Origin of the sequence: Kribbella sp. NBC_00382, assembly GCF_036067295.1 — a bacterium.
Taxonomy (GTDB): domain Bacteria; phylum Actinomycetota; class Actinomycetes; order Propionibacteriales; family Kribbellaceae; genus Kribbella.
On sequence record NZ_CP107954.1, the window covers coordinates 7402220 to 7426883 of the forward strand.

Annotated in this window: 19 protein-coding genes; 5 read left to right on the forward strand and 14 right to left on the reverse strand. The window is 67.1% G+C overall.

The genetic code is table 11. The annotated features are described in order from the left end of the window. Positions 1–127: 127 nt before the first annotated feature. From OHA70_RS34835 to OHA70_RS34865, 7 genes are all read right to left on the reverse strand, one after another. Complete coding sequence (locus OHA70_RS34835; protein WP_328325063.1) at positions 128–5512, reverse strand: ThuA domain-containing protein; 5385 nt, start codon at positions 5510–5512, stop codon at positions 128–130. A 131-nt stretch (positions 5513–5643) separates the two neighbouring features. Next, positions 5644–6804, reverse strand: a complete 1161-nt coding sequence (gene xylA, locus OHA70_RS34840) for a xylose isomerase (protein ID WP_328325065.1) — start codon at positions 6802–6804, stop codon at positions 5644–5646. Next, a complete protein-coding gene (locus tag OHA70_RS34845) occupies positions 6801–7964 on the reverse strand; it encodes a Gfo/Idh/MocA family protein (protein ID WP_328325067.1) in 1164 nt (387 codons plus the stop codon). Before OHA70_RS34845 ends, xylA begins: the two co-directional genes overlap by 4 nt. A 31-nt stretch (positions 7965–7995) precedes the next feature. Then, positions 7996–9045 carry a substrate-binding domain-containing protein gene (locus OHA70_RS34850; protein ID WP_328325069.1) on the reverse strand — a complete coding sequence of 350 codons (1050 nt, stop codon included), beginning with the start codon at positions 9043–9045 and terminating at the stop codon, positions 7996–7998. A gap of 60 nt (positions 9046–9105) precedes the next feature. Next, the gene (locus tag OHA70_RS34855) at positions 9106–10200 is read right to left on the reverse strand and encodes an ABC transporter permease (RefSeq protein ID WP_328325071.1); all 1095 of its coding nucleotides are present in this window, start codon (positions 10198–10200) and stop codon (positions 9106–9108) included. Continuing rightward, complete coding sequence (locus tag OHA70_RS34860) at positions 10200–11732, reverse strand: sugar ABC transporter ATP-binding protein (protein ID WP_328325073.1); 1533 nt, start codon at positions 11730–11732, stop codon at positions 10200–10202. The genes OHA70_RS34855 and OHA70_RS34860 overlap by 1 nt, the downstream gene beginning before the upstream one ends. Next, complete coding sequence (locus tag OHA70_RS34865; protein WP_328325075.1) at positions 11729–13012, reverse strand: ROK family transcriptional regulator; 1284 nt, start codon at positions 13010–13012, stop codon at positions 11729–11731. Before OHA70_RS34865 ends, OHA70_RS34860 begins: the two co-directional genes overlap by 4 nt. Positions 13013–13279: 267 nt before the next feature. Here OHA70_RS34865 and OHA70_RS34870 point away from each other — a divergent pair, with 267 nt between their 5' ends. Next, the gene (locus OHA70_RS34870; protein WP_328325077.1) at positions 13280–14803 is read left to right on the forward strand and encodes a glycoside hydrolase family 71/99-like protein; all 1524 of its coding nucleotides are present in this window, start codon (positions 13280–13282) and stop codon (positions 14801–14803) included. 2 nt (positions 14804–14805) lie between these two features. Here the strand turns inward: OHA70_RS34870 and OHA70_RS34875 are convergent, their stop codons facing one another. The 4 genes from OHA70_RS34875 to OHA70_RS34890 form a co-directional block, all read right to left on the reverse strand. Further along, entirely contained in the window at positions 14806–15603 is a 798-nt protein-coding gene (locus OHA70_RS34875; RefSeq protein ID WP_328325079.1) for a hypothetical protein, read from the reverse strand. Positions 15604–15855: 252 nt separating this feature from the next. After that, positions 15856–16671, reverse strand: a complete 816-nt coding sequence (locus tag OHA70_RS34880; RefSeq protein ID WP_328325081.1) for a dienelactone hydrolase family protein — start codon at positions 16669–16671, stop codon at positions 15856–15858. A 94-nt stretch (positions 16672–16765) separates the two neighbouring features. Continuing rightward, positions 16766–17107, reverse strand: a complete 342-nt coding sequence (locus OHA70_RS34885; protein ID WP_328325083.1) for a YciI family protein — start codon at positions 17105–17107, stop codon at positions 16766–16768. 125 nt (positions 17108–17232) lie between these two features. Continuing rightward, positions 17233–18504: an amidohydrolase gene (locus tag OHA70_RS34890; RefSeq protein ID WP_328325085.1), complete on the reverse strand. Its 1272-nt coding sequence runs from the start codon at positions 18502–18504 to the stop codon at positions 17233–17235. A 646-nt stretch (positions 18505–19150) separates the two neighbouring features. On the opposite strand from OHA70_RS34890, the gene OHA70_RS34895 reads away from it, so the two are divergent. After that, complete coding sequence (locus OHA70_RS34895; RefSeq protein WP_328325087.1) at positions 19151–19609, forward strand: VOC family protein; 459 nt, start codon at positions 19151–19153, stop codon at positions 19607–19609. Between the two features lie 42 nt (positions 19610–19651). Here OHA70_RS34895 and OHA70_RS34900 read toward each other — a convergent pair whose 3' ends face one another. Together OHA70_RS34900 and OHA70_RS34905 are read right to left on the reverse strand one after the other, a co-directional pair. Then, the gene (locus tag OHA70_RS34900) at positions 19652–20533 is read right to left on the reverse strand and encodes an aminoglycoside phosphotransferase family protein (RefSeq protein ID WP_328325088.1); all 882 of its coding nucleotides are present in this window, start codon (positions 20531–20533) and stop codon (positions 19652–19654) included. A gap of 18 nt (positions 20534–20551) precedes the next feature. Beyond that, a complete protein-coding gene (locus OHA70_RS34905) occupies positions 20552–21043 on the reverse strand; it encodes a DinB family protein (RefSeq protein ID WP_328325090.1) in 492 nt (163 codons plus the stop codon). 83 nt (positions 21044–21126) lie between these two features. On the opposite strand from OHA70_RS34905, the gene OHA70_RS34910 reads away from it, so the two are divergent. Beyond that, positions 21127–21771, forward strand: a complete 645-nt coding sequence (locus OHA70_RS34910; protein WP_328325092.1) for an alpha-ketoglutarate-dependent dioxygenase AlkB — start codon at positions 21127–21129, stop codon at positions 21769–21771. Between the two features lie 58 nt (positions 21772–21829). Here the strand turns inward: OHA70_RS34910 and OHA70_RS34915 are convergent, their stop codons facing one another. Then, positions 21830–22462, reverse strand: coding sequence for a hypothetical protein (locus OHA70_RS34915; RefSeq protein WP_328325094.1), 633 nt, complete (start codon positions 22460–22462; stop codon positions 21830–21832). Positions 22463–22703: 241 nt separating this feature from the next. Between OHA70_RS34915 and OHA70_RS34920 the strand changes: the two genes are divergently transcribed. Next, positions 22704–23978: an MFS transporter gene (locus OHA70_RS34920; RefSeq protein ID WP_328325096.1), complete on the forward strand. Its 1275-nt coding sequence runs from the start codon at positions 22704–22706 to the stop codon at positions 23976–23978. Next, a complete protein-coding gene (locus OHA70_RS34925; RefSeq protein WP_328325098.1) occupies positions 23978–24616 on the forward strand; it encodes a pyridoxamine 5'-phosphate oxidase family protein in 639 nt (212 codons plus the stop codon). Before OHA70_RS34920 ends, OHA70_RS34925 begins: the two co-directional genes overlap by 1 nt. Positions 24617–24664 lie beyond the last annotated feature (48 nt).

Sequence of the window (24664 nt, forward strand, 5' to 3'; positions counted from 1 at the left end):
CCCGCCGACCGTGTGGCACCGCTCCCCCGCGACCCGGGACGGGGCCGAACCACCCCGGGTCGTGAGAGTTCCTGTCCGCCTCTCCGCGTCGGACAGGGTGCGGTGCCACACGGCGACGAGCATGGGGTCAGATCCTCCGCTTGAGGTCCTGGCCGATGGCGACGAGCAACGTTCTGGCCGGTACGTCGGCGACGTTGGCCGCCTCCGCCAGGTAGTTGTCCATCGCCGTGCGTGCGGCTGCCAAACGGCCCTTGCTGTGTTCGCGCTGGGCCGCCCGCAGCTGCACCTTCATCACCACGGTCGGATCCAGCGGCAGCGTCCTGACGTCGCGGTACCGCTTGACCACCTCGATGGCCTCGTCGTACGTCGCGATGACGGTGAACGGAACCTTCGTGACCGCGATGTTGCCGGCCTTGTCGGTCGCCCGGGCGATCACCTCGTGCGCGCCCAGGCCGAGCAGCATGCCGTCGAGCTTGCCGTCGGCCGCCAACGGCTGCCCGTCGATGGTCAGCGTCACGCCCACCAGACCGGAGAGCGCGTCCGTGGCCGTCGCCGTGACGGTGGCCAACTTCGACACCCCGAGCTCAGTACCGGCCGTCAGGCCGGTGACCGTCGTCGCCGGGGCGGTCTGGTCGATCTTGACCGTCACCGACTTCGGCTCGGACACGTTGCCCGCGGTGTCGCTGGCCCGCACCTGGACGGTGTGGGTGCCATCGGCCGTGAGGTTGATCGCGTGGGTGTACTCGGCCCAGTCGCCGCCATCGACCTTCTGCTCGATGTACAGCTGGCCCGGCTGGTTGTCGGTCGCCATCGCCGTCGCGACGACCGCGTCCTTCCACCAGCCGTTGTCTCCGGACGGAGCCGACGGGTTGACCGACAGGGTCACCTCCGGCGCCACGTTGTCCTTGACCAGCTTGAAGTAGTCGAACTTCGCCGTCTTCGACGCGACCTGGTCGACACCGAAGGCATAGACCCCGAAGCTCGCCGAGCTCAGCGCGGTGTTGGTGACGGGCGGCAACGCCGTCCACTCCAACCCGTCCGCGCTGTACGAACCGGTGTACTTCGTACCGGCTTTGGCCAGCCGCAAGTACCAGACACCCTGGCTGGGCGACGGCGCGTTCGGCTGCGGATCGAGGACGACGTTGTTCACTTCGCTGCGCAGTTCGATCCCTCGGGTCACCGTGCCGCCAGGGGCGTTGGAGGTGAGGAAGTCGAACTTCACGTAGTTCGCATCGTCGCCGTAGACCATCAGGCCGCCCTGCTGGTAGGCCTCGTCGAACGCGGACCCGTCCACCTTGGTCTCGATCGTCCAGTCACCGTCGGGAGCCGGCTGCAGCAGCAGGTTCTTCGGGTTCGTGGCGGTCGTACCGTAGATGTCGCCCTTGCTCGTGTCGATCTCGAGGCCACCACCGGTCACCCGGTACGCCGAAGCGTCCGGCCGCACGCTCGCCGACCAGCGGCAGGCGTTCAAGGTGGATCCGTCGAACTGGTCGTCCGGGGTCGGTACCTCGGCGGTGTCGTCCGGCGTGATGGAGAAGTAGTCGAACTGCGCCGTGATCGGCAGCGCCTCGGCCCGGTTGGCCAGCCCGAACAGCCCGATCTTCGGGTTGCTGATGCCCGCCAACTGCTTCGTCTCCGGCATGTCGACGAACGTCGCGCCGTCGGCGCTGTACGACGCCCGTAGGTTCTGCCCGTCGCTGGTGAAGCGGACCCAGAAGGTGTCCGGGTACGCCGCGCCGAGGTTGGCCGTGTTGGAGGCGGCCACCTCGTTCGGCGCGCCCGCCTCTTCGCGGATGAACTGGAAGATCCGGTCCGCGGCCGACGAGGTCGTGTTCCGGCCCTGCAGCACCATCTTGGCGTAGTTGTCGTCGTCTCCGTAGACGATCAACCCGGCCTGCTGGTAGGCGAGCCGTGCCGGCAACGTCAGCTTGGTGGTCGCCTGCCATGCGCCGGCCGGCAACGGCTGGAGCACGATGTTCGGCGTACCGGTGTTGCCGGTGCCGTAGATGTCGGTCGCCGTCAGCGGAAGCACCAGGTTACCGTTGCTCACGGCAAGTTCCTGATTGCCTCTGACAACCGAGTTCCAGCGGGCGGTGTCGAGAGTGGTTCCCTCGAAGCCGTCCGAGCGACCGGTCAGGCAGGTCGGCGGAGCAGCCGCGTCCACCTTCACCTGTACGTGGGACGTGCCGGCCGCACCTCTGGCGTCCGTCACCGTGACAGTCGCGTCATGGGTGCCGGCCGTCGTGTAGGTGTGGCTGACCGTGGCGCCGGTGGCGGTCGCGCCGTCACCGAAGCTCCACGCGTAGGACAGCGGCAGATCGCCTTCGGGGTCGGTCGCCGTTGCCGTGAAGTCGACCTTGAGCGGCGCCTTGCCCTGCAGGGTGGACGCGTTGATCGACACGTTCGGGCGCTGGTTCTCGGTCACGCCCTTGCCGATGAACTTCACCCAGTTGACGTTCAGCTGCCCCGTCGTCTTGACGAAGTACAAGGGTCCGCTGGTCAGCGACGCCCCGGACACGTCCGCGGTGAAGTTGCCGTACGTCTGCCAGGCGCCCGTCGGTGTCACGTTGATGGTGGCAACGATCGGCCCGTCGGTCGGTGAGCCCTGCCGGACCTGGACCGTCGCGCCCGCGTCCGGAGACGCCGCCCGCAACTGGATCTGATCGATCCCGGTCAGGTTGGTCGGCTTCCAGTCCCACCAGTCACCGTCTTCGATGAACCCGATGTTCTTGCCACCACCGGCGACGTCGCCGGTGTCCTCGGTCTGTACTCCGCCGGTCGAACCCGGACCGCCGGTCTCGTTGAAGAACTCGGCCTCGCGCGTCTTCGGCTGGAGCTGGACGACCTTCTGCGAGGTGATCCGGCCGGTGCCCGGTGCGCCCTTGTCGGTGTACGTCACGGTCACGATGCCGAAGATGTTCGCCCCGACGTGGCCGTCGTCACCCGGCAGCGGGAAGGTGCCGGTGCAGCCGTGGTACTGCTCGTACGGGTGGGCGTGCTCGTCATGCCCGAGGGCCGGCTGGGTGATCACGTCGTTGCAGTCGATCGTGCCGTCCTCGGGATCGGTGACGGTCACCTTGTACTTGATCGTGTCGCCGAAGTCGAAGAACCCACCGTCGACCGGCCCCTCCACGGTGATCGTCGGCGCCGTGTTGCCCGCCGTGATCGTCTTGTTGGAGACCGCCGTCCGGCCGTCCGGGTCCGTCACCGTCAACCGGGCCGTGAACGTGCCGGCCGTGGTGTAGGTGTACGAGGGCTTGGCCTCGACGCTGTCCGTCGTGCCGTTGCCGTCGAAGTCCCAGGCGAGGGTGACCGGTTGACCGTCCGGATCGCGCGAGCCGGTCGAGTCGAAAGCAACCGTCAACGGAACCGGTCCGGCCGTCTTGTCCGTGCTGAACTGGGCGAGTGGTGCCCGGTTCCCTTGCACGTAGTCGATCCGGTAGATCCCGGAGTCGGCGTTGTTGCCACCGAACCCGCTACCCCACTCGATCACATACAGGGCGCCATCAGGTCCGAACTGCAACGCGTGCGGCCGGATGAAGTTCATCTTCTGCAGCATCCGCGACACGTCCGCCACGCCGGCGCGGTCGTCCTTCAGCTGCACCGAGAACAACCGGCTGTCGTTCCAGTCGGCGAACACGGCCTTGCCGTCGAAGTACTTCGGCCACTTGCGGGGCGAGTCGCTGTCCGGGTCGAACTTGTACGCGCCGCTCGTCATCGGCGCTCCACTGCCACCGATCTCCGGTACGCCGGTCGACGACTTGCCCATCCACATGGTCGCCGGGACAGCAGCGGGCAACTGAGCGATACCCGTGTTGTTCGGCGAGTTGTTGACCGGAGCCGCGCAGTTGAAGACCGGGCCCGAGGTACTCGTGGCGAAGTCGAAGTCGTTGTACGGCGTGTTGTTGCCGACGCAGTACGGCCAGCCGTAGAAGCCCGGCTTGTCGAGGATGTTCCACTCCACCCGGCCGTCCGGACCGCGAGTCGGCGAAGCCTGGCCGGCGTCCGGGCCGTAGTCGGCGACGAAGAGGTGGTTGGTGGTCGGGTCGATGCCGATCCGGAAGGGGTTCCGGAAGCCCATCGCGTAGATCTCCGGCCGCGTCTTCGCAGTACCGGCCGGGAACAGGTTGCCTGCGGGGACCGTGTAGGTGCCGTCGGCCTCCGGGTGGATCTTCAGGATCTTGCCGTTCAGTGCGTCGCTGTTGGCGGCGCTGCCCTGGGAATCCCAGGCGGACCGGCCCGCCCGCTCGTCGATCGGCGAGTAGCCGTCCGAGTCGAACGGGTTCCGGTTGTCACCGGTGGCGATGTAGAGGTTGCCGTCGCCATCGAACTCGAGCGCTCCACCAGCGTGGCAACACTCATTGCGTTGGGTGTTGATCTGGAGCACCTGTTTGGCACTCGCCATGTCGAGGGTGTCCCCGGTGACCTTGAAGCGCGACACCTGGTCGAACGACCCACCAGTTGCAGGCGAGTTGTACAGGTAGATGAAGCCGTTCTGGTCGAAGGCCGGATCGAGCGCGATGCCCAGCAGCCCGAACTCCTGGCCGGTATAGACGTCGAGGGTGCCGGCGGTCACCACGGAGCCGTCGGTCTTGATGATCTTCACCGCGCCGTTGCGGTCGATGTAGAAGACCCGGCCGTCCTTCGCGATCGACAGCTCCATCGGGTTCGCGGTGTCGTCGTCCAGGGTGACCTTCTCGTAGCTGTTGCTCAGCGACGCGCCACAGTCGGCGGGCTGTACTCCGGCCGCGGTCTTGATGCCGCCGAGCAGCTCCTTGCGGAAGGTCGGGTCGGCGTACGACTCGATCGTGTGACCCATGCCGGTGTACCAGGCGCGGCCGCCGTCGTAGTCCTGACACCAGACGATCGGGTGCTCGACGCCCATGTTGCCGCCGGTGTACGACGTCTCGTCCAGGGATGCGAGCACGTGCACGGTGTCCCGCGGGTTGGTCCGGTAGTTGTACCACTCGTCCGTCCGCGGCCACAGCGTCGGCGCGTCGGCCGTCGACGGGTGCGCGTGGTCCTCCACCTTCACCGTCGCGTTCGGCGTACCGGCGGGGTGGCTGTCGAAGTACGCGCCGACGAGCTTGCCGTACCAGGGCCAGTCGTACTCCGTGTCCGAAGCGGCGTGGATACCCGCGTACCCACCGCCGCCGCGGATATAGCGCTCGAACGCGGCCTGCTGGTCCGCGTTCAGCACGTCACCCGTTGTCGACAGCCAGATGACGACCTCGTACTTCGCCAGCTCGGTGTCGTTGAACATCGCCGCGTCCTCGGTCGCGGTGACGGTGAAGCCGTTCTCGGTCGCGAGCTCCTTGATCGCCTGGATCCCGGCCGGGATCGAGTCGTGCCGGAACGCGGCCGTCTTGCTGAAGATCAACGCGTTGAAGGTGTCGTCCCCGTGCCCCGGATGGGCCTGGGCGGTAACCGCCGACAACGGGATCGCCAACGCGGCGATCAGGGCGAGCACGAGGGCGCGGACTAACGTGCCGTGCCTGCGTAGCTGGATCATGGGGGTGCTCCTCATGGGTCGGATAAGGTGCGCGCTCCATACGGTTTCCAAGGCGGGTCCCTGGATTTTCGGCCCTGGTACTACGAGAGCTCAGCTACTGCTTGTCCCCGTGCTCAGCCCTGCCTCGCGTCTTAGCGAACGCCGAGCAAGTGATCCATCGCGAGCTGGTCGAGCCGCTCGAACCCGAGGCCACGCTCAGCCAGCGCGTCCGGGTCGAACGTTGCCTTGCGCAACTCTTCGAGGGTCTCGCCTTCGCCGAGGGTCGGCTGGGTGATCTCGGTGATCCGCGCGCTGGCCAGCACCTCGGCGACCTCGGGGTCGGCACGGAAGGCCTGCACCTTCTCCCGCAGGATCAGGTAGTTGCGCATGCACCCGCGAGCGGTCTCCCAGACGCCTTCGAGATCCTCGGTGCGCGGCGGCTTGTAGTCGAAGTGGACATAACCGTCGTACCCCGGTCCGCCGGCCGTGCCCTGCAGGACGTCGACCGTCCAGAACGCCTCGCGCAGGTTGCCGGCGCCGAAACGCAGGTCCTGGTCGAACCGCGGACCGTGCTGGCCGTTGAGGTCGATGTGGTAGAGCTTGCCGTGCCAGAGCGCCTGCGCGATGCCGTGCGCGTAGTTGAGCCCGGCCATCTGCTCGTGGCCGACCTCGGGGTTGATCCCGACCAGGTCAGGGTGCTCCAGGTCGTTGATGAACGCGAGCGCGTGCCCGATCGTCGGCAGCAAGATGTCACCGCGCGGCTCGTTCGGCTTCGGCTCCAGGGCGAACCGGATGTCGTACCCCTGCTCCTGCACATAGGTCGTCAGCAGGTCCATCGACTCCTTGTACCGGTCGAGGGCCGCGTGCACATCCTTCGAGCCGCCCGACTCGGCGCCTTCGCGGCCGCCCCACAGCACGTACGTCTTGGCGCCCAACTCGGCGGCCAGGTCGAGGTTGCGCAGGAGCTTGACCAGCGCGTACCGGCGTACGTCGCGGTCGTTGGCGGTGAGCCCGCCGTCCTTGAAGACCGGATGGGCGAACAGGTTGGTGGTGGCCATCTCGACGACCATGCCGTTGTCGGCGAGCGCCTTGCCGAACCGGTCGAGCACCTGCTGGCGGGTGCTGTCGTCGGGGACCAGATCGTCGTCGTGGAAGGACACCGCGGCGGCGCCCAGTTCGGCGAGCTTCTCGACCGCGAGCACCGGGTCGAGCGGGGCGCGGACGGCGGTACCGAAGACGTCGACGCCCTGCCAGCCAACGGTCCACAGGCCGAACGAGAACTTGTCGTCCTTGGTGGGGGTATACGAGGTCATGAGGGGATCTCCTGCCATTGTCGGGAGGCCGAGCTGTCCTCGACCGCGGCCAGCACGCGCTGGACCTGCAGGCCGTCCGCGAACGAGGGCGCGGGGTCCGTGCCCTCGGCGATCGCGGTGATCAGATCGACCACTTGGTGGGTGAAACCGTGCTCGTAGCCGAGCAGGTGACCGGGCGGCCACCAGGCGGCGACGTACGGGTGCACGGGCTCGGTGACGAGGATGCGGCGGAAGCCGGCCGTCTCGGCCGGCTCGGTCGCATCGTAGAAATGCAGCTCGTTGAGGTCCTCGAAATCGAAGGCCAGACTGCCCTTGCTGCCGTTGATCTCGAGCCGGATCGCGTTCTTCCGGCCGGTCGCGAACCTGGTCGCCTCGAAGACGCCGAGCGCGCCCTCTGCGAAGCGGGCCAGGAAGATCGCGGCGTCGTCGACTGTGACCGGGCCACGCTCGGTGCCGGCCTCGCCGGACAGGCCACTGTGTGCGGCGGCCACCGGGCGTTCCTTGACGAAGGTCTCCAGCTGACCGCTCACCTCGGTGATCCGGTCGCCGGTGATGTACTGCGTCAGGTCGACGATGTGCGCCCCGATGTCGCCGAGCGCACCCGAGCCGGCCTTCTCCTTGTCGAGCCGCCAGGACAACGGCGCCTCCGGGTCGGCGATCCAGTCCTGCAGGTACTGAGCCCGCACGTGCCGGATCGTACCGAGCTCGCCCTCGGCAACCAGCTTGCGGGCCAGCCCGATGGCCGGCACCCGGCGGTAGGTGAACCCGACCATCGACCTGATCCCGTTGGCCGACGCCTCGGCGGCCGCGGCAGCCATCTGCTCGGCCTCCGCGACAGTGTTGGCCAGCGGCTTCTCACAGAGCACGTGCTTGCCTGCCTGCAACGCGGCGATCGCGATCTCGGCGTGGCTGTCCCCCGGCGTACAGACGTCGATCAACTGCACGTCGTCGCGGGTGAGCAGCTTGCGCCAGTCCGTCTCGGTCTGGCTCCAGCCGAGCTTGGTCGCGGCCGCTTGGAGTGCCTCCGCGTTGCGGCCACAGAGGACTGTCATGTCCGGCTGCAGTGGCAGGTCGAAGAAGCGCGGTGCGTTGCGCCAAGCCTGTGAGTGGGCGGCGCCCATGAAGGCGTACCCGACCAGGCCGATGCCCAGGTTCGTCATACAGTCTGTTCCTTAGCTCTCGCTGTGTTGTTCAGCTTTCGAAGGCTGACGGCAGGTACTGGTCGACGTTGTCCTTGGTGACGACCGGCGCGTACAGCTGGACCGTGCGCGGTACCTCGACCTCCACCAGGTCGCCGAGGGCCTTCTTCTGGACCAGCAGGCGGGCCAGCCGGATGCCGTCCGCGCCCTGGGTGGACGGGTAGATGACAGTGGCCTTCAGCAACGTGTTGCCGGCCTTGATGTCCCGCATCACGTTCGCCGAGCCGGCCCCGCCGACCACGAAGAACTCCTTGCGGCCGGAGTTCTTGATCGCGGCCATCACGCCGACACCCTGGTCGTCGTCGTGGTTCCAGATCGCGTCGATCTTCGGCGCCGCCTGCAACAGGTTGGTGGCCGCCTTCTCACCGGACTCGACGGTGAACTCGGCCGCGACCCGGTTGTTGACCTTCAGCCCGCAGTCGGCCAGTGCCTCCTTGAAGCCCTTGCTGCGGTCCTGAGTCAGCGGCAGCGAGTCGATGCCGGCGATCTCCGCGACGACAGCGTCCTTCTTGCCCTTGAGCTGGCTGCAGATGTAGGTGCCGGCCGAGACACCCATGCCATGGTTGTCTCCGAGCACCGTGGTCCGGGCGGCGAACGAACTGTCGAACTCGCGGTCCACGTTGATCACGGTGATCCCGGCCTGCATCGCCTTCGTGGCCACCGCGGTCAGCGCGGCGCCGTCGAACGGCAGCAGCACGATCGCGTCGACCTTCTGGTTGATGAAGGTCTCCACCTGGCTGATCTGCAGGTTCACGTCGTTGGTGCCCTCGGCCACCTGCAGCTCGACGTCGGGATACTTCTTCGCCTCGGCCTGGGTGGCCTTGGTGATCGCACCCATCCAGCCGTGGTCGGCGGCCGGCGCGGAGAAGCCGATCTTGACCTTCTTGCCCGGCTCGTCGTTGCCCTTGGCAGCGACCTGCTGGGTTCCGGTGCTGGTGGTCTTCTCGGCCTCGGGAGTGTTGCTGGTGCAGGCGATCAGCGCCATCGAGCTGATCCCGACCAGGCCGGCGGTGACAGCTAATCGGGCGGTCCGTACAGACATCCTGTCCTCCAAAAGATGGTCCTGCTGCTCAACAGGGGTTTCTTGGTGTGTTGCTGATAACTAGGGCGCGGTGGCGCGGGCTGCCAGGCGTTGCTGGAGGAGGACGGCGATCACGATGATCAGGCCCTTCGCCACCGACTGGGCGGAGATGCTCAGGTTGTTCAGGGTGAAGACGTTGTTCAGGGTGGTGAAGATCAGTACGCCGAACACGGTGCCGACGATCGTGCCGCGGCCACCGGAGAGCAGCGTGCCGCCGATCACCACCGCCGCGATCGCGTCGAGTTCGTACAGCTGACCGTGGGTGGAGCTACCGGTCGTGGTCCGGGCCATCAGCATCACCGCGGCGATGCCACAGCACAGACCACCCAGGACGTAGAGCGCGACCGTGTGCCGCTGCACCTTGATACCGGCCAAGCGCGCCGCCTCGGCGTTGCCACCGACGGCGAAGGTACGGCGACCGAAGGTCGTCCGGTTGAGCAGCACCCAACCGGCCGCGGCGACCAGCAGGAACATCCAGACCAGCACCGGGATGCCGATCAGGTTCCCGCCGAAGAAGTCGACGAACGAGTTGACGCTGATGATCTGGGTCTTGCGGTCGGACAGGATCTCGGCCAGTCCGCGGGCGCCGGCAAGCATCGCCAGCGTCGCGATGAACGGGACTATCTTGCCGTAGGCAACCAACAGCCCGTTGACCAGGCCACACGCCGCGCCGACCAGGAGGGCGGTGGTGACCATGAAGATCCAGCCGTAGTCGGCGCCCATCTGCTGGGTCGCCAGCGTGGTCGCCCAGACACTCGCCAGCGCCACCATCGCGCCGACCGACAGGTCGATACCGCCGCCGGTGATCACGAACGTCATCCCGATGCTGACCACGCCGATCACGGCGGCCAGCCGGAGGATCGTGAGCACGTTGGCGGTACTCGCGAACCGGTCCCCCGCTGTCGCCACACCGACGATGCAGAGCAGCACCAGCGCGATCACCAGCCCGATGTTGCGACCGGCTCCGCTCTTGAGCAGATTGCCGACCACGCTGGTGGACGCCGTGCCGCTGCCGCGTCCGCTCCGTACCGCCGTCGGGTCGACCTCGACCATCGCCTGGCCCTGGACCGGCTCGTCCTGTTTCGTTGCCTCTGGTCGTGCGACTTCCTCACTCATCACACGGCACTTCCTTCCATCACCAGATCGAGGACCTGGTGTTCGTCGATTTCGTGCGCGGGGCCCGTGTGCACGGCCCGCCCCTCCCGCATCACCACGACCCGGTCCGCCAGACCGAGCACCTCCTCGACCTCGCTGGAGACCAGCACGATCGCTACCCCGTTGGCGGCCAGCTTGCGCACGAGCGCGTAGATCTCGGACCGCGCTCCCACGTCCACACCCCGGGTCGGCTCGTCCAGCAGCAGCACCCGGCAGTCCCTCATCAACCAGCGGGCCAGAACGACCTTCTGCTGGTTGCCGCCCGACAGGTTGCGGACGGGATGGTCCACCCCCGCCGGCCGGACATCCAATGCCTTGGTCAACTCCTCCGCGGCCTGCTTTTCGGCGTGACCGTTGAGGAATCCGGCGCTGGCGAAGCGTCCCATGCTCGACACGGTGATGTTCTTGTAGACCGCCTCGTCGAGCAACAACGCCTGGCTCTTGCGCTCCTCCGGGGCCAGCCCGACGCCGGCCTTGACGGCCTGCTGCACCTGCCCCGGCCTGAGCACCTTGCCATTCACCCGGACGACACCGGTCGCCGCCTTGCGCGCGCCGTACACGGTCTCCAGTACTTCGGAACGCCCCGACCCGACCAGTCCCGCGAGACCGAGGATCTCGCCGGCCCGGACCGAGAAGTGGATGTCGGCGAACTCCCGCGGCCTGGACAGGTTCTCGACCTCGAGTACCACCGGCGCAGTGTTCTCGACCTCGTCGCGGGGCGGGAAGACGTACTCGATCGAGCGGCCGGTCATCAGCCGGATCAACTCGGCGGTCGGGGTCTCCCGGGCGTCGAGGCCGGTCGCGACGGTGGCGCCGTCCTTCAGCACGGTGACCCGGTCGCCGATCTCGCGGATCTCCTCGAGCCGGTGCGAGATGTAGACGATCGCGACGCCTTGCGAGGTGAGGTCGCGGATCACCCGGAAGAGGTTGTCGACCTCTTCGGAGTCCAGTACCGCGGACGGCTCGTCCATCACGATCAGCCGGGCTTTCCTGGAGAGCGCTCTGGCCATGCTCACCACTTGCTGGCCGGCCGCGGACAGCAGGCCGACGGTCCGGCCGGGCGGGATCTCGCCGTGGCCGAGGCCCTTGAGCAGCTCGCGTGCCTTGGTGTTCGCCTCGTGCCGGCGGGTCAGGCCGAAGCGGGCGGGCTCGTGGCCGAGGAACACGTTCTCGGCGACAGTGAGGTCCGGTACCAGGTCCAGCTCTTGGTAGATGGCGGCGATGCCGAGCGCCATCGAGTCGGCCGGGGTGCTCAGCGAGACCAGGCTGCCATTGACGTGGATCGTGCCGGCGTCCGGTTTGTGCGCGCCGGTGAGGACGCGGATCAGGGTCGACTTGCCGGCGCCGTTCTGGCCGAGCAGGCAGTGCACCTCGCCGCGGCGGATGTCGAGGTCGACGCCGTCGAGTGCTCGCACACCGGGGAACTCCTTGACGATCCCGGTCATCCGGAGCAGGTCTTCACCGGCCGCGGCCGGGACTTCGTACTCGGTCATTGGGCTACTCCTGCAGCGTCGCGACCGACGAGGGTCGGGTCGAGGAAAACCTGGTCGAGCGAGATCTGCGCGCCGCCGCGGACGGCGGCGGTGAAGCCGAGCTCGGACTGGACGACGCGGCAACCGCCACCCTCCGGTGCGATCACGCGATCCCGGATCGCGTTCTCCAGCGGCTCTTTCAGCCACGGCCCGAGGACGGCGAAGTAGCCGCCGAGCACGAGTACGTCCGGGTTCAAGATGTTCACCAGGATCGCGCCGCCGATCCCCAGCCAGGTACCGACATCGGCCAGCGCCTTCAGGGTTCTGCTGCTGCCGTCCTCGGCTCGCCGGGTGATCTCGGCCAGCCGCTGCTCGACATCCAGCGACGGGTCGCGGACCGGGTCGTCCGAATCAGTTGCCTTGTTCAATAAAGCGGTCAGGCCGACGACGGTCTCCCAGCAGCCAGTACGGCCACAACCGCACGTCCCGCCGGCCGGCGCGACCGGCATGTGCCCGACCTCGCCGCTGAACCCGTGCCCGCCACGCAGCAGATGCCCTCCGGTGACCATGCCGCCACCGACACCGACAGCACCGGTCAGCAACACGATGTCCTGGACCTGATCGGCATCCTGCTCGGTCGCAGCTTTCATCTCCGAGTACGCCGCCAGCGCCGCAAGGTTCGCCTCGTTGTCCACCCGCACCGGGTACGCCGGACTGCCGAGGCGCTCGCGCATCTCGTCGACGACGGGGACCTCGGCCCAACCAAGGTTCGGGGCCAGCTTGAGCAACCCGGTCGCACTCTGGACCAGGCCGGGTACCGCCAGCGTGACGCCGGTGATCTGGCCGCCACGGGCCACGACCGTGGTCACGGATTCGCGGATCAGCTCGGCCAGCTGGTCGAGCGTCGTCGCGGGGTCGAGGTGGGCGACATCGAGCGGGACTCGTCGATCGGTGACGGTCTCGCCGCTCAGGTCGAGGGCGGTGACGGCGAGGTAGTCGACGTTGATCTCGGCGCCGACTCCGCAGACGCCACTGCCGTCGAGCTCGACGAGCTGCCCGGGGCGGCCGAGCGCACCGGCTTCGGCCTGGCCCTCGCGGAGGAGTCCGCGATCGACGAGCTCGGCGACCAGGCTGCTGACGGTGGCCTTGTTGAGTCCGGTGTCGGCCGCGATCCGGGCACGAGAGCGCGATCCCGCGGCACGGACGTGCCGTAGTACGACCGAGAGGTTGTTCCGCCGGAGCGAGACGTGATCGGCGGCGACCACACCGCTGCCTGGTCGGCTGTTCTCGGACAGCGTCATAAGTCCCACCCCTTCTCCCCCGACAGGAGAAATCGCGGCTGTTGTGACGCCGCTCACAGACTTTGTCTGTTGAGCCAACAAACTAAGTACCGGCGGACTGGGCGTCAAGATGTTGCGGCGAAGTTTCTTCAGGACGTCGGTTTTGTATCAGTCTGGAAATTGCAAGTACTTCTTCAAATTTTGCGTCCGACCTTGCGCGCCGAAGCGCCCGTTTGTACGCTCGCGCCACTCTCCGCAGTCCTGTCCGCCCCCTTTCAGGAGCCTGCAATGTCTTTGACACGCCGTACTTTTCTGGCTGCCGCAGCAGCCGCCGGAACCTCCATCGGCACAGCTCTGCCCTCCTCCGCGACCACCGCGACACCCGTTGCCAGTGGGCCGGGTGACGTCGTCGGCAAGATCACCGTCGGCTACCAGGGCTGGTTCGCCTGTATCGGCGACGGTGCCCCGATCAACAGCTGGTGGCACTACAGCCGGAACGCCGGCCAGCCGCCGTCGCCGACCAACACCACGATCGTCAGCTGGCCGGATGTCCGTGAGTTCACGGCGACCTACCAGTCGGCATACGCGAATCTCGGCAACGGACAGCCGGCCAAGCTGTTCTCGTCGTACGACCAACAGACGGTCAACACGCACTTCCAGTGGATGCAGCAGAACGGCTGCGACACGGCTGCCCTGCAACGGTTCAACCCCACTGGCGGCGAAGGCCCGACCCGGGACGCGATGGCGGCCAAGGTCCGGCAGGCCGCGGAACAGTACGGGCGCAAGTTCTACATCATGTACGACGCGACCGACTGGACGAATATGCAGTCGGAGATGAAGACCGACTGGACCAACAAGATGAAGGCGTACACGTCGTCACCGGCGTACGCGAAGCAGAACGGCAAACCGGTCGTCTGCATCTGGGGCTTCGGCTTCAACGAGGCCAACAAGGCCTTCCCTGCTTCGGCTTGTCTCGATGTCATCAACTGGTTCAAAAGCCAGGGCTGCTACGTGATCGGCGGTGTGCCGACGCACTGGCTGCCGGGCAACGAGGACTCGCGGCCCGGGTATCTCGAGGTGTACCACGCGTTCAACATGATCTCGCCGTGGATGGTCGGCCGGATCAGCGACGTCGCCGGCGCTGATCACTACTACAACAACGTGAATCAGCAGGACCAGGCCGACTGCAACGCGCACGGTATCGACTACCAGCCCTGCGTCATTCCGGGCGATCTCTCGTCGGGGCACCGTGCTCATGGTGAGCTGATGTGGCGGCAGTTCTACAACCTCACCCGGGTCGGCGTGCAGGGCATGTACATCTCGATGTTCGACGAGTTCAACGAGGGCAACCAGATCGCCAAGACGGCCGAGAGCCAGGCCTGGATCCCCAGCGGGTCAGGGATTCGGGCGCTCGACGAGGACGGTACGGCGTGTTCGTCGGACTACTACCTGCGGCTCACCAATGACGGCGGGCGGATGTTCAAGGGGCAGATCCCGGTGACCGCGACGCGGCCGACCCAGCCGATGCCGAACCAGGGCACGGGTGGCGTGATCTTCTACCAGCACATCGATTACGGCGGCACGGCCGGGCAGGCGCTTGCCAAGGGCAACTACACCCGGGCGCAGTTGGCGGCGGCCGGCGTGCAGGACAACTGGGCGTCCTCGGTGAAGGTACCGGCCGGGTGGACGGTGACCATCTTCGCCGAGGACAACTTCACCGGGCAGACCTGGACGCGGACGGCCGACACGGCGAACTTCGTTGCCCTGTCACCCAATGCGAATGACCAGTTGACGTCCTGCCGGATCTCCTAGTTTTACAGGAGTTCCAGACTGTCGGTGGCGAGAGTGATGACCGCGCCATCGAGATGCAGGCGGCAGGCAATGGCGTGGCCGGCGCAGGTGAGAAGGGCGGGGCCGGCCACGTCGACCACCCGGTACGCGACCGGCTGGGTGCAGGGCTCGACGACGGCCTGCTGCTCGCGGTAGCAGCCGAGCACGTGGCAGGTCACCACTTCACCGACAGCCATCAGGGTCAGGCCGTGGTCTTCGCACATACCCCAGGTGACGCCACAGGTCTGGCCTTCGGTCGCTGCCAGGCGGATCAGGTTGCCTGCGGTAGTTTCGAGTTCACTGGCGACGGTGCGGAAGGTGTCTGCGGCTTGGTCCAGGTCGCGGCGGAGTTGGCGTGAGGCCACTGATTCAGGGAGGCCGCGCGTTGCCGCGATCAGGCCTTCGGACAGGGCGATCGCGGCCAGGGCGATCTCGTCGACCTTGACCGGGGTGCCGAAGCCGGACGGACGGTTCGGGTCGGGGGTTGCGGCGGTCCGTGGTACCGGGTCTGGCGGGATCAGTCGGCCTTGCGGCATCGCGTTCGGCGGTAGACCGCTGGCGACGTTGCCGGTTGCGCCGCTGCTACCTGTGCCGTTGCTGCCTGTGCCGTTGCTGGTTGCGCTGCCGTTGTTCGGCGGGTGTCCATTGCTGGGCGCACTGCCGTTGGGCGTGTGACCGTTCTGTACGCGCAGCGGACCCCGGCCGTTCTGGCCCGTGCGTCCTGCTCCTTCGACCACCATGTCGTTCGCGCTCCGGTCACTCGCACGCTTGGCCTTCGCCATTCGCTCGCCCCCTGATGTGTGTCTCCCCCGGTGGCCGATGGTGCCATGCCGGGAGGGGGTGCGGCCAGACCAAATCGACCAGCATCACGCAGGGCTCAACACGCCTTGCGCACAGCAACGATTCGACCCTTCTCGGTACCGGAAACCACCCCCGAACTTCAACTGCTTGTGCACTCTTCCCGGGGTGGGCGCTGGTAATCACAGAGAGCGAATTCCACACACTCCCTTAACCTTGGCGCACGCTTGGTGACGTTACTCCTGCGTCGCGTCGATCTGCTGGTGGAGAAACTCGACTGCGCGGGTACGGGCCGCCAGCGCGAGGTTGCCCGGGACCTCGCGGACCTCGGCGGTGAGGGCGGAGTGGGCGCTCTTCGCGAAACCGCCTGGGTTGCCTGGGCTGGAGTCCAGTTCGATCACCTCGAAGGCGTCGCCGAGGTGCTCGCGAAGAGTAGCGAAGCGCTCCGGCGGTACCGCCCGGTCGCGGGTGAACCGCACGCCGAGCGCGCACAGCCCGTCGGTGCGGGTCCGCTCGACCACCTGTGCCAACTCCTCCTGCGACAGGCCGGGATCACGCCGCCTGCTAGCGGAGATCGGCATCGGCGTGGCCGGCTGACTCAGTACCGATGCGAGCACGCTCGACTCGACGGCCGTGGCGAGCGCGAATCCGCCGGTGAAGCACATCCCAATGACGCCGACGCCGCGTCCCGGAGTACGGGCTGCGAGATCGGCAGCGACTGCTCGCAGGTACGCGGTGATCGGACGCTTGGCATCCACCGCGAAGGCGCGGAACTCCGATGACACACACAGCCGGACGACCGTGCCCAGGATGTAGCCCATCGACTCGGGCTTGCCGGGCGTGCCGAAGGGTGACGGGATCACCACGGTGAAGCCCTGATCGACGAGGTGATCCGCGAGGCCGAGCACCTGCGGGGTGATGCCGGGGATCTCGGGGATCAGGACGACGCCCGGGCCCTCGCCCTTCTCGTAGCAGTCATAGGTGCGCCCGGCGCCGGTGAACGGCGCCTTCACCCAGCCGGCCAGCGTCGAGGTCGGGGCGGCATCAGTCATCGGTGGAGTCTCCTCATGGTGGTCGAGCTTTCAGCCTAGAACTGCGGAGAGCGCTCCCCCGACGACGCGCTGTGTTATCCGGCTTTCGCGCCGGTCAGTCGAAGTCGTCGGTGAGGGCGCGGATCTCGACCATGCCGATCTCGGCGACCGGGTGCTTGCCGGCGATCTCGATCGCCTCGTCAAGGTCGCGGCAGTCGATCAGGTCGAAGCCGCCCATCTGCTCCTTCGACTCGGCGTACGGGCCGTCGGTGGTGACGACCTTGCCCGCCCGGCGGCTCACGCCCGTCGACTCCGCGGGCGGGCGGAGAGCCGCGCCTTCCCGGCGTACGCCACGCTCGGTCATCTCGCGCACCCATGCCTCGGTGGCCGCGATCATCTCCTCGGGCGCACCACCGGAGTAGTCCACATCCGGCCGGATCAGCAGCATGTACTTCATCGTTCTCCTCGTATCTCTCCTGCGCTCCCTTGCCGAGCGCTGCACCCGGTACGTCGTAGTGGGGTCGGCGGGCTCGACATTCCTTCTGTCAGGGAGCGCTTCTGTCTGGGGAGCGCTCTCCGTGGTCAGGGTGCGTAGTGCTGGACGGCGCCGCCGCGGGACAGGTCGACCAGGGTGTGGGCGAGCTCGCGGGCGTCTTCGAGAATCTCGTCGAGGTCCACCGTGGTGAGCCGGCGGTCCCTGACAACTATGTTGCCATCGACAACTACCGTGACGACGTCGGAGGCGCGGACCGAATAGACCAGCGCGGCTCGCGGATCGTGCAGCGGCTGGTTGTGCGGTGCGGACAGGTCGACCAATGCGATGTCGGCGCGTCGGCCGGGCTCGATCGCGCCGATCTCGTTGGCCAGGCCGGCTGCCGCCGCGCCGCCTCTCGTCGCGAGGCGGAGGGTGTCCGAGATGGTCATCCACTCGGCGTCCTGCTCGCGTTGCTTCTGCGTCAAGGCGAGCAGCCTCAAGGATTCCCAGACGTCGAGGGTGTTGTGTACGGCCGCTCCATCGGTACCGATTCCGACGGTGATGCCGGCCGACCAGAGTTGCTTGACGGGAGTGGTCGGGCCCATCGCGAGTTTGAGGTAGACCTTCGGGCAGGCGGCGACCGTAGTACGGGCTGCGTGCTTCGCCAGGATGGGGAGGTCCTCGTCGGTGATACCGCAGCCGTGGGCGATGAGAGCTCCTGCTTGGAGGACGCCGGTGCGGTCGAGTACTTCGATGGGGGTGGCGCCGAGGCGGTCTTTCGACGATTGCGTCTGGTCGGCTGTCTCGGCGGCGTGGAGGTGGATGCGGAATCCTTCGGCTTGCGCGACTTCCGCAGTACGGGCCAGGTCTTCTTCCGAGACCGTATAGGTGGCGTGCGGTCCGAGGCTTGCGGTGATGCGTGGCGGGTTTGCGGCGTTGTTGCCGAGGGCGCGAATCTGCCGAGCTGCCTCGTACGCCGCTTCGCGACCTTCAGTGCCGCTGGACGAGAAGAAGGTCGGCGCCAGGTCGGCCCGGATCCCGGTCTCGAGCGCGGCGGCGGCGATCTGGTCGGCGTGAAAGTAGTGGTCCACAAAGGTGGTGACCCCGGCCAGCAACATCTCCGCACACGCGAGCCTTGCGCCGACCTTGACCCGCTCGGCCGTCAGGTTCATCTCCATCGGCCAGATCTTGCGATTGAACCAGTCATCGATCGAGACATCCTCGGCCGCACCCCGCATCATCACCATCGGACTGTGCGTATGCGCGTTCACCAGCCCTGGTACGGCGATCAGCCCGGTCGCATCAAGCTCCTCGATGTCATCAGCGGCCGCCAGCGCTCCCGCCGGCATCACCTCGTCGATCGCCCCGTCCTCGATCACAATGTCCTGATACTCATCAACCCGGCACTCCCCCGCCACCGGCACCACCAACACAGAACAATTCCGAACCACCAACCGCCCCATAAGTCCTCCAACCCGACCACCCGTCCCCAGCAGTCTGCTCCATCCCCTCGCCACACCCCCGCTGATTACTACCCCACCTAACCGCGCGCCTTACTCCCCCAGCTAACCGCGCGCCGCCCCGCCAGCTACCCCTGCGCTGCCTCACCACCTCCGCCAGCTCCCCACGCGCCGCCTCCTCACCCCCGCCAGCAACCCTCCGCCTCCTCCCCACGCCCCGCCTCCCCGCCAGCTCCCCGCGCACCGCCTCGCCACCCCGCCAGCTACCCCTGCGCCGCCTCGCCACTCAACCAGCCACCCCCGCGCGCCGGCGACCCAACCGAGGCGATCCGCGCGGCTGGCCGCTCCCAGGACGAGTTCCGCGACATCGTCGGCGACCCGCACGCCCACTACGGCGCCCTCCTGCTAGCCGGCGCCCACGGCATCGCCGGCATGGAACTCACCGGCTACCTAGCCCCGGCAAATGGCACACCACCGCCGACGAGGTCCTGGACACCCTCGTCCAAATGATCACCACCACCAGCAAAACTCCTTAGTCGAACCGGCAACGGGTTAACTTCTGATGATGGTGTTCTGGCAGTTGACGATCGACGCGAACGATCCCGAACGACTCACCCTCTTCTGGCAGCAAGCGCTCGGGTGGGTGCGGACGCCGCCACCTCCCCCGACGGGTGAGGCGGAGGACGAGCCGACTTGGTGGACGCATTACCGCGGGCGGCTCGGCGACCAGGCCGCGTTCACCGACCGGCTGTTCGATCCTGCTGGTACCGCGCCGCCGCTGTGGTTCCAGAAGGTGCCCGAGGCGAAGGCCGGCAAGAACCGCCTGCACCTCGACCTCTACCCCACGGGCCGCGACAACTCCCTCACCCAGGAACGCCGCATCGAACTGGTCGACGCGAAGGCTGCCGAACTGGTCGTACTAGGCGCCACCATCAAGCACCGCATCCGCGACGACAACCCGGCGGACCCGGCGTACTACCTAACCCTCCAAGACCCCGAAGGCAACGAATTCTGCATCAGCTAGCAGGGTCCACGCAGGGCCAACTGCCGAGGCCTGCTGCCGAGGTCAGCTGGCCAGGTCGGCGGCGAGTCGTAGCGCTCTGGTGAGCATCTGGTCGAGGTCCGGCGACGATCGCGCCCGTTCGAAGTCCAGTACTTCGAACACGGTCGAGCTGACGCAGATCTTCAGTACGTCCGGACCGGCGATTCGTTCTGCCTCGGTCCGGATCGTCGCCAACGCTGATGGGTCTCCTCTCCAGAGGTATCCCTCGCGGAGCAGGCTGGCCAGGTCGAAGACACGTGTGCCGCTGCCTAGCGCCTCGATGTCGACGACTCCCGTGACTCGGCCGTCCTGAACCAGAACGTTGTTGGTACTCAGGTCGCCGTGGACGAGATCGCCGCTGGGGAGTTCGAGGTTCTCGAGGCCATGGCACAGGCGCAGGAAGGCTTCCACAACTGCGGCTCCGGTGGGACTGCTTGCGCGGAGGCGATCCCGAGCCGGGGCGGTCTCGCCGAAGACGACGGAGCGGGCGTACTCACTCCAGTTGCGCCCGGGATCGGGGTCCAGGCCGGTTTGGCGGTTGACGAGATTGATGAGCAGTACGGCTTCTGCTTCGCCGAGGTCGGCCATTGGCTTGCCTGGCAGGAACTCCTGCAGTTGATACGGAAACCCGTCGCTTGTCACTCCGACAGCCAGCCAGGCGGGGGTCGGGTAGCCGCGTTCTCGGATCAACGGGATTCTTGGCGCAGCCCGAAGGACTTGGCCGGCCCAAGCGGTTCGTTCTGACCACTTGAGCACCGCTTGGCGATGGTCCGGGGCCCGGACGAGATAGGCGCCGCTCTGATTCCCGCCGGCCAGCCGTTGAACCAGCTGATAGCTCGAGCCGTGGGCTTCATTGATGAACTCAATGACTTCCTCGACTTCCTCGCCTGCAGGTACCCGCGTCACCTGGTCACCATAGGTGCGTCAGTAGCTGGTGGTCCCGTCGATTAGTTCGCGGAGGGCATCGAGGTGGCCTAGGTGGCGAGCCGTTTCCTCGAGGAGGTGGCCGATGATCCAGCGCAGGGAGACGAGCTCCAGACCTTCGGGCGCCCGGGCCTCTAGCTCGTCGAGTTGATGTGCGGCCACGATCTCGCGGGAACGAGCGCACTGAGCGTCGTACTCATCGAGCAGGATCGCAAGGGGCGTGCTGGGCGGGTCGGCGAGTTCCAGAGGATCCCGATCCGTCAGCTCCGGCGCACCGGCGAAGCTGATCTCGAACCACGAGAGCTCGACCCGTCGCAGATGCGCCACAACCGAAGCCACGCACATCCGCGGAGAAGCCGGCAACGGCGTCAGCCGCGCCTGCTCATCCGACAGCCCCTCACACTTCAACCGCACAGTCGCCCGCTGCCAATCCAGCCAGCCCGTCACCATCCCCCGCTCGCCAGCATTCGCCGGCGGCCGTCTACGTGTCACCCCTCGACCCTAAACGCCAGCGGAGCCCATCGAATGGCGGGATCTAGGGGAACATCTGTTCGAATGTCAGGTATGGTGGGGGCATGGGTGCTGATCTTCAGGCCTCCTTGCTGGATGCGTTCGAGGATCCCGAACTGGGGTCGCTGGACGGGATTCGGCGGACGGAGCTGAGCCAGGGCGCGTGGATCGACGTGCTGCCGCGGTGGTTGACCGGGGCTGACCAGGTGTACGAGCGGCTTGCCGCCGACGTGCCTTGGCGGGATGAGCGGCGGCAGATGTACGACCGGGTCGTCGACGTACCTCGACTGCTGTGCTTCTACGGGGAGAACGAGGATCTGCCGTTGCCGATCCTCGACGAGGCGCGGGAGCTGTTGAGTGAGCACTATGCGGAGGAGCTCGGTGAGCCGTTTCGGACGGCCGGCTTGTGCTTCTACCGGGACGGGCGGGACAGCGTCGCGTGGCATGGCGACAAGATCGGTCGGGGTAGTCGTGAGGACACGATGGTGGCGATCCTTTCTGTCGGTGAACCGCGGGTTCTCGCGCTGCGGCCGAAGCCGGGCAGTAACAGCGGGCCGGTCAGCTCGACCATTCGCTATCCCTTGGGGCATGGCGATCTGATCGTGATGGGCGGCAGTTGCCAACGCACTTGGGAACACGCCATCCCCAAGTCCTCCGGCCACATCGGCCCCCGCATCAGCATCCAGTTCCGCCCCCGAGGCGTCCGCTGACAGCAACCCCGCTCGCGGTAAACACCACAGGTTGCTCACGGAGACGCACGAACGGTTGCTAGCTGGCCAGCAACGCTCGGCCTGCGAGTTGTTGCTGGGCGGTGGGCAGTGGCTCAGCCGGGCATGGCGAGGTAGTCGCGAGCGGGAGCGCGGCAGGGCTTGGCGGGCTCGCGGTGAGGCGGGGTTGGGCAGGGCTGGGTGGGGTGGTCCGGAGGCGGGGTTGGGCAGGGCCGGGTGGGGTGGTCCGGAGGCGGGGTCGGGTGGTGCGTGGTGGGGTGGGTAGGGGGACGGCGTGGAGGTCGGTGGGGGTGGCTAGGTAGAAGGCTAGGAGGTGGATCGAGGCGGATCGGCAGGTTTGGATGGCTGCTTCGGTCCAGTCGTGGTCTGAGGGTGGGTCCGGTTTGGGGCGGCCCAGGGCCAGGATGAGGGCGCCGTCGGGGCGGCTCTCCAGGACCGGGATCAGGGGTGCCAGGGCTCTGACGCAGGACTTGGGTGAGGCGAGCGGGGCGTCTCGCGGGAGGTCCAGGTGGATCGAGGTGCGGAAGCGGGCTCGGCGGTCGCAGATCAGGGCTGCGAGGACGCCTTGCCGGCGCTCGGCCGCGGTGACGAACAGGTCGACGACGTTGGCGGCGAGGACGGGATCGGTGAGGGGACGGGAGAGCCAGTTCGTGGGGAGATCGCTGAAGGTCATACCTAGAATGTGCCGTCGCTTTCCGCCGGATCCGCGGTTGTCCACAGGCCAAATCCCAGCACCTCTCCCCCACATCCAGAACCTCTCCCAATATCCAGAACCTCTCCCGCGACCAGATCCGGAACCTTTCCGATGGCACGGGCCGCAATCAATTGGCCCATTAGATCTAGCAAGAAGTGGACCTCACCGGCGGGCCGGTGGAGCTCTAGGCTCGGGGTAACAAGAGCTGAGGGAGACTGAGATGACCGCCACCACTCGCACCAGCAAGGCCGGTTCGTTCCTGCCGCCGGCCGGGACTGCCCGCAATCTCGCGTTCGCGCAGCTGGCCAACTCGGTGGGTGACGGCGCGTTCATCGTCACCTCCGCCCTCTTCTTCATCCGCGTCGTCGGCCTGTCCACCGCGCAGGTCGGGCTCGGCCTCACGATCGCCTGGCTGGTCGGCTTCCTCACCGGCGTACCGCTCGGCAACCTCGCCGACCGCAAGGGCCCTCGCGGCGTCGCCATCCTGCTGGCACTGTCCACCGCGGTCTCCGTGAGCTCGTTCCTCTTCGTCCGCAGCTTTCCGCTGTTCCTGATCGCGGCCATCGCGTACGCGAGCAGCCAGACCGGCCTGACCGCCGCCCGCCAGGCACTCCTCGCCGGCCTGGTCCAGCCGGCCGAGCGCACTCGCATCCGCGCCTTCCTCCAATCGACGGTCAACGCCGGTCTCGCAGTGGGCGCCGCGCTCGGCGGTGTGGCACTGCGGTTCGATACGGCACCGGCGTACCTGACGGTCTTTGCCATCGACGCGGCCAGCTTCCTGATCGCCGCCGCCCTGATCCACCGGGTCCCCGCGGTCAAGCCTGTGACGCTCCGGGTTGCCGGCGAGCCTCGCCTGGCAGTACTGCACGATCGCCCGTACGCCGTATTGGCTCTGCTCAATGCGGTGATGCTGATGTTCATGCCGCTGCTGAGCCTGGTTGCCCCGCTGTGGATCGTCGAGCGCACCAATGCACCCAGCTGGGTCGTCGCCTCGCTGCTGATCATCAACACCCTCGGCGTCACCTTCTTCCAGGTACGGATCGCCCGGTCGGTCACCAACCTCCGTACTGCGACCCGCTCGGTCCGCTTCGCCGGAGTCGCGATGCTGGCCGCCTGTGGAGTCTTCGCCCTCTCCGCCATCGGGATGGCCCCCGCCGGCGCAGCCGTAGTACTGGCTGTCGCTGCGGTGCTGCTGACACTCGGCGAGATGAAGCTGGCCTCTGGTGCATGGGAGATCAGCTTCGGCCTCGCACCTGCCGACAAGCAGGGGCAGTACCAGGGCTTCTTCGGAACTGGCCCGGCAGTGGCCCGGATGCTCGGCCCGGCGCTGCTCACCACACTGATCCTGGGATGGGGTCCGGTGGGCTGGATGATCGTCGGTGCACTATTCCTAGGGACCAGTGTGGTGACTGGTCCCGCCGTACGATGGGCAGCACGGACGCGGTCCGCCGGCCAGGTGACCGAGCCGTCGCTGGAGGAGGAGCACGCCGCCTGATGGACATCCCCGGACTGGTCGAGATCACCTCGTACGACGAGCTGCGCGAGGTGGTCCCTGCCCCGTTGCCCACCACCGCGAACAAGGTACGCAAGGAGCTCCACGAGCTCGACAAGCAGTGGCTGGCCGAGTCGCCGTTCTGCCTGATCGCCACCGCCGCCGCCGACGGCAGCTGCGACGTCTCCCCCAAGGGCGACCCGGCCGGCTTCACCAAGGTGCTGGACGACTGCACGATCGCGATCCCGGAGCGGGCCGGCAACCGGCGGATCGACGGCTTCCTGAACATCGTGAGCAACCCGCACGTCGGGCTGATCTACCTGCTGCCGGGCCGCGGCGAGACGCTGCGGATCAACGGCCGGGCCCGGATCATCAAGGAAGCGCCGTTCTTCGACGAGATGATCGTGAAGGGCAACCGGCCCCAACTCGCGCTGCTGGTCGAGATCGAGGAGATCTTCCACCACTGCTCGAAGGCGTTCCTGCGCTCGAAGCTGTGGAAGACCGAGAGCTGGAACCCGGAGGCCATGCCGAGCCGCGCCGAGATCGCCAAGGCGACCGACCGTCAGGACGCCGACCTGGCTGAGTTGAAGGAGTACTACGGCACCAGCTACGAAGAAGGCATTTACAAGGTCAAGTACTGACGTACTGCGCCGAAGTCGGCAGTACTGCGGACGGAGCAGAACGAAGTA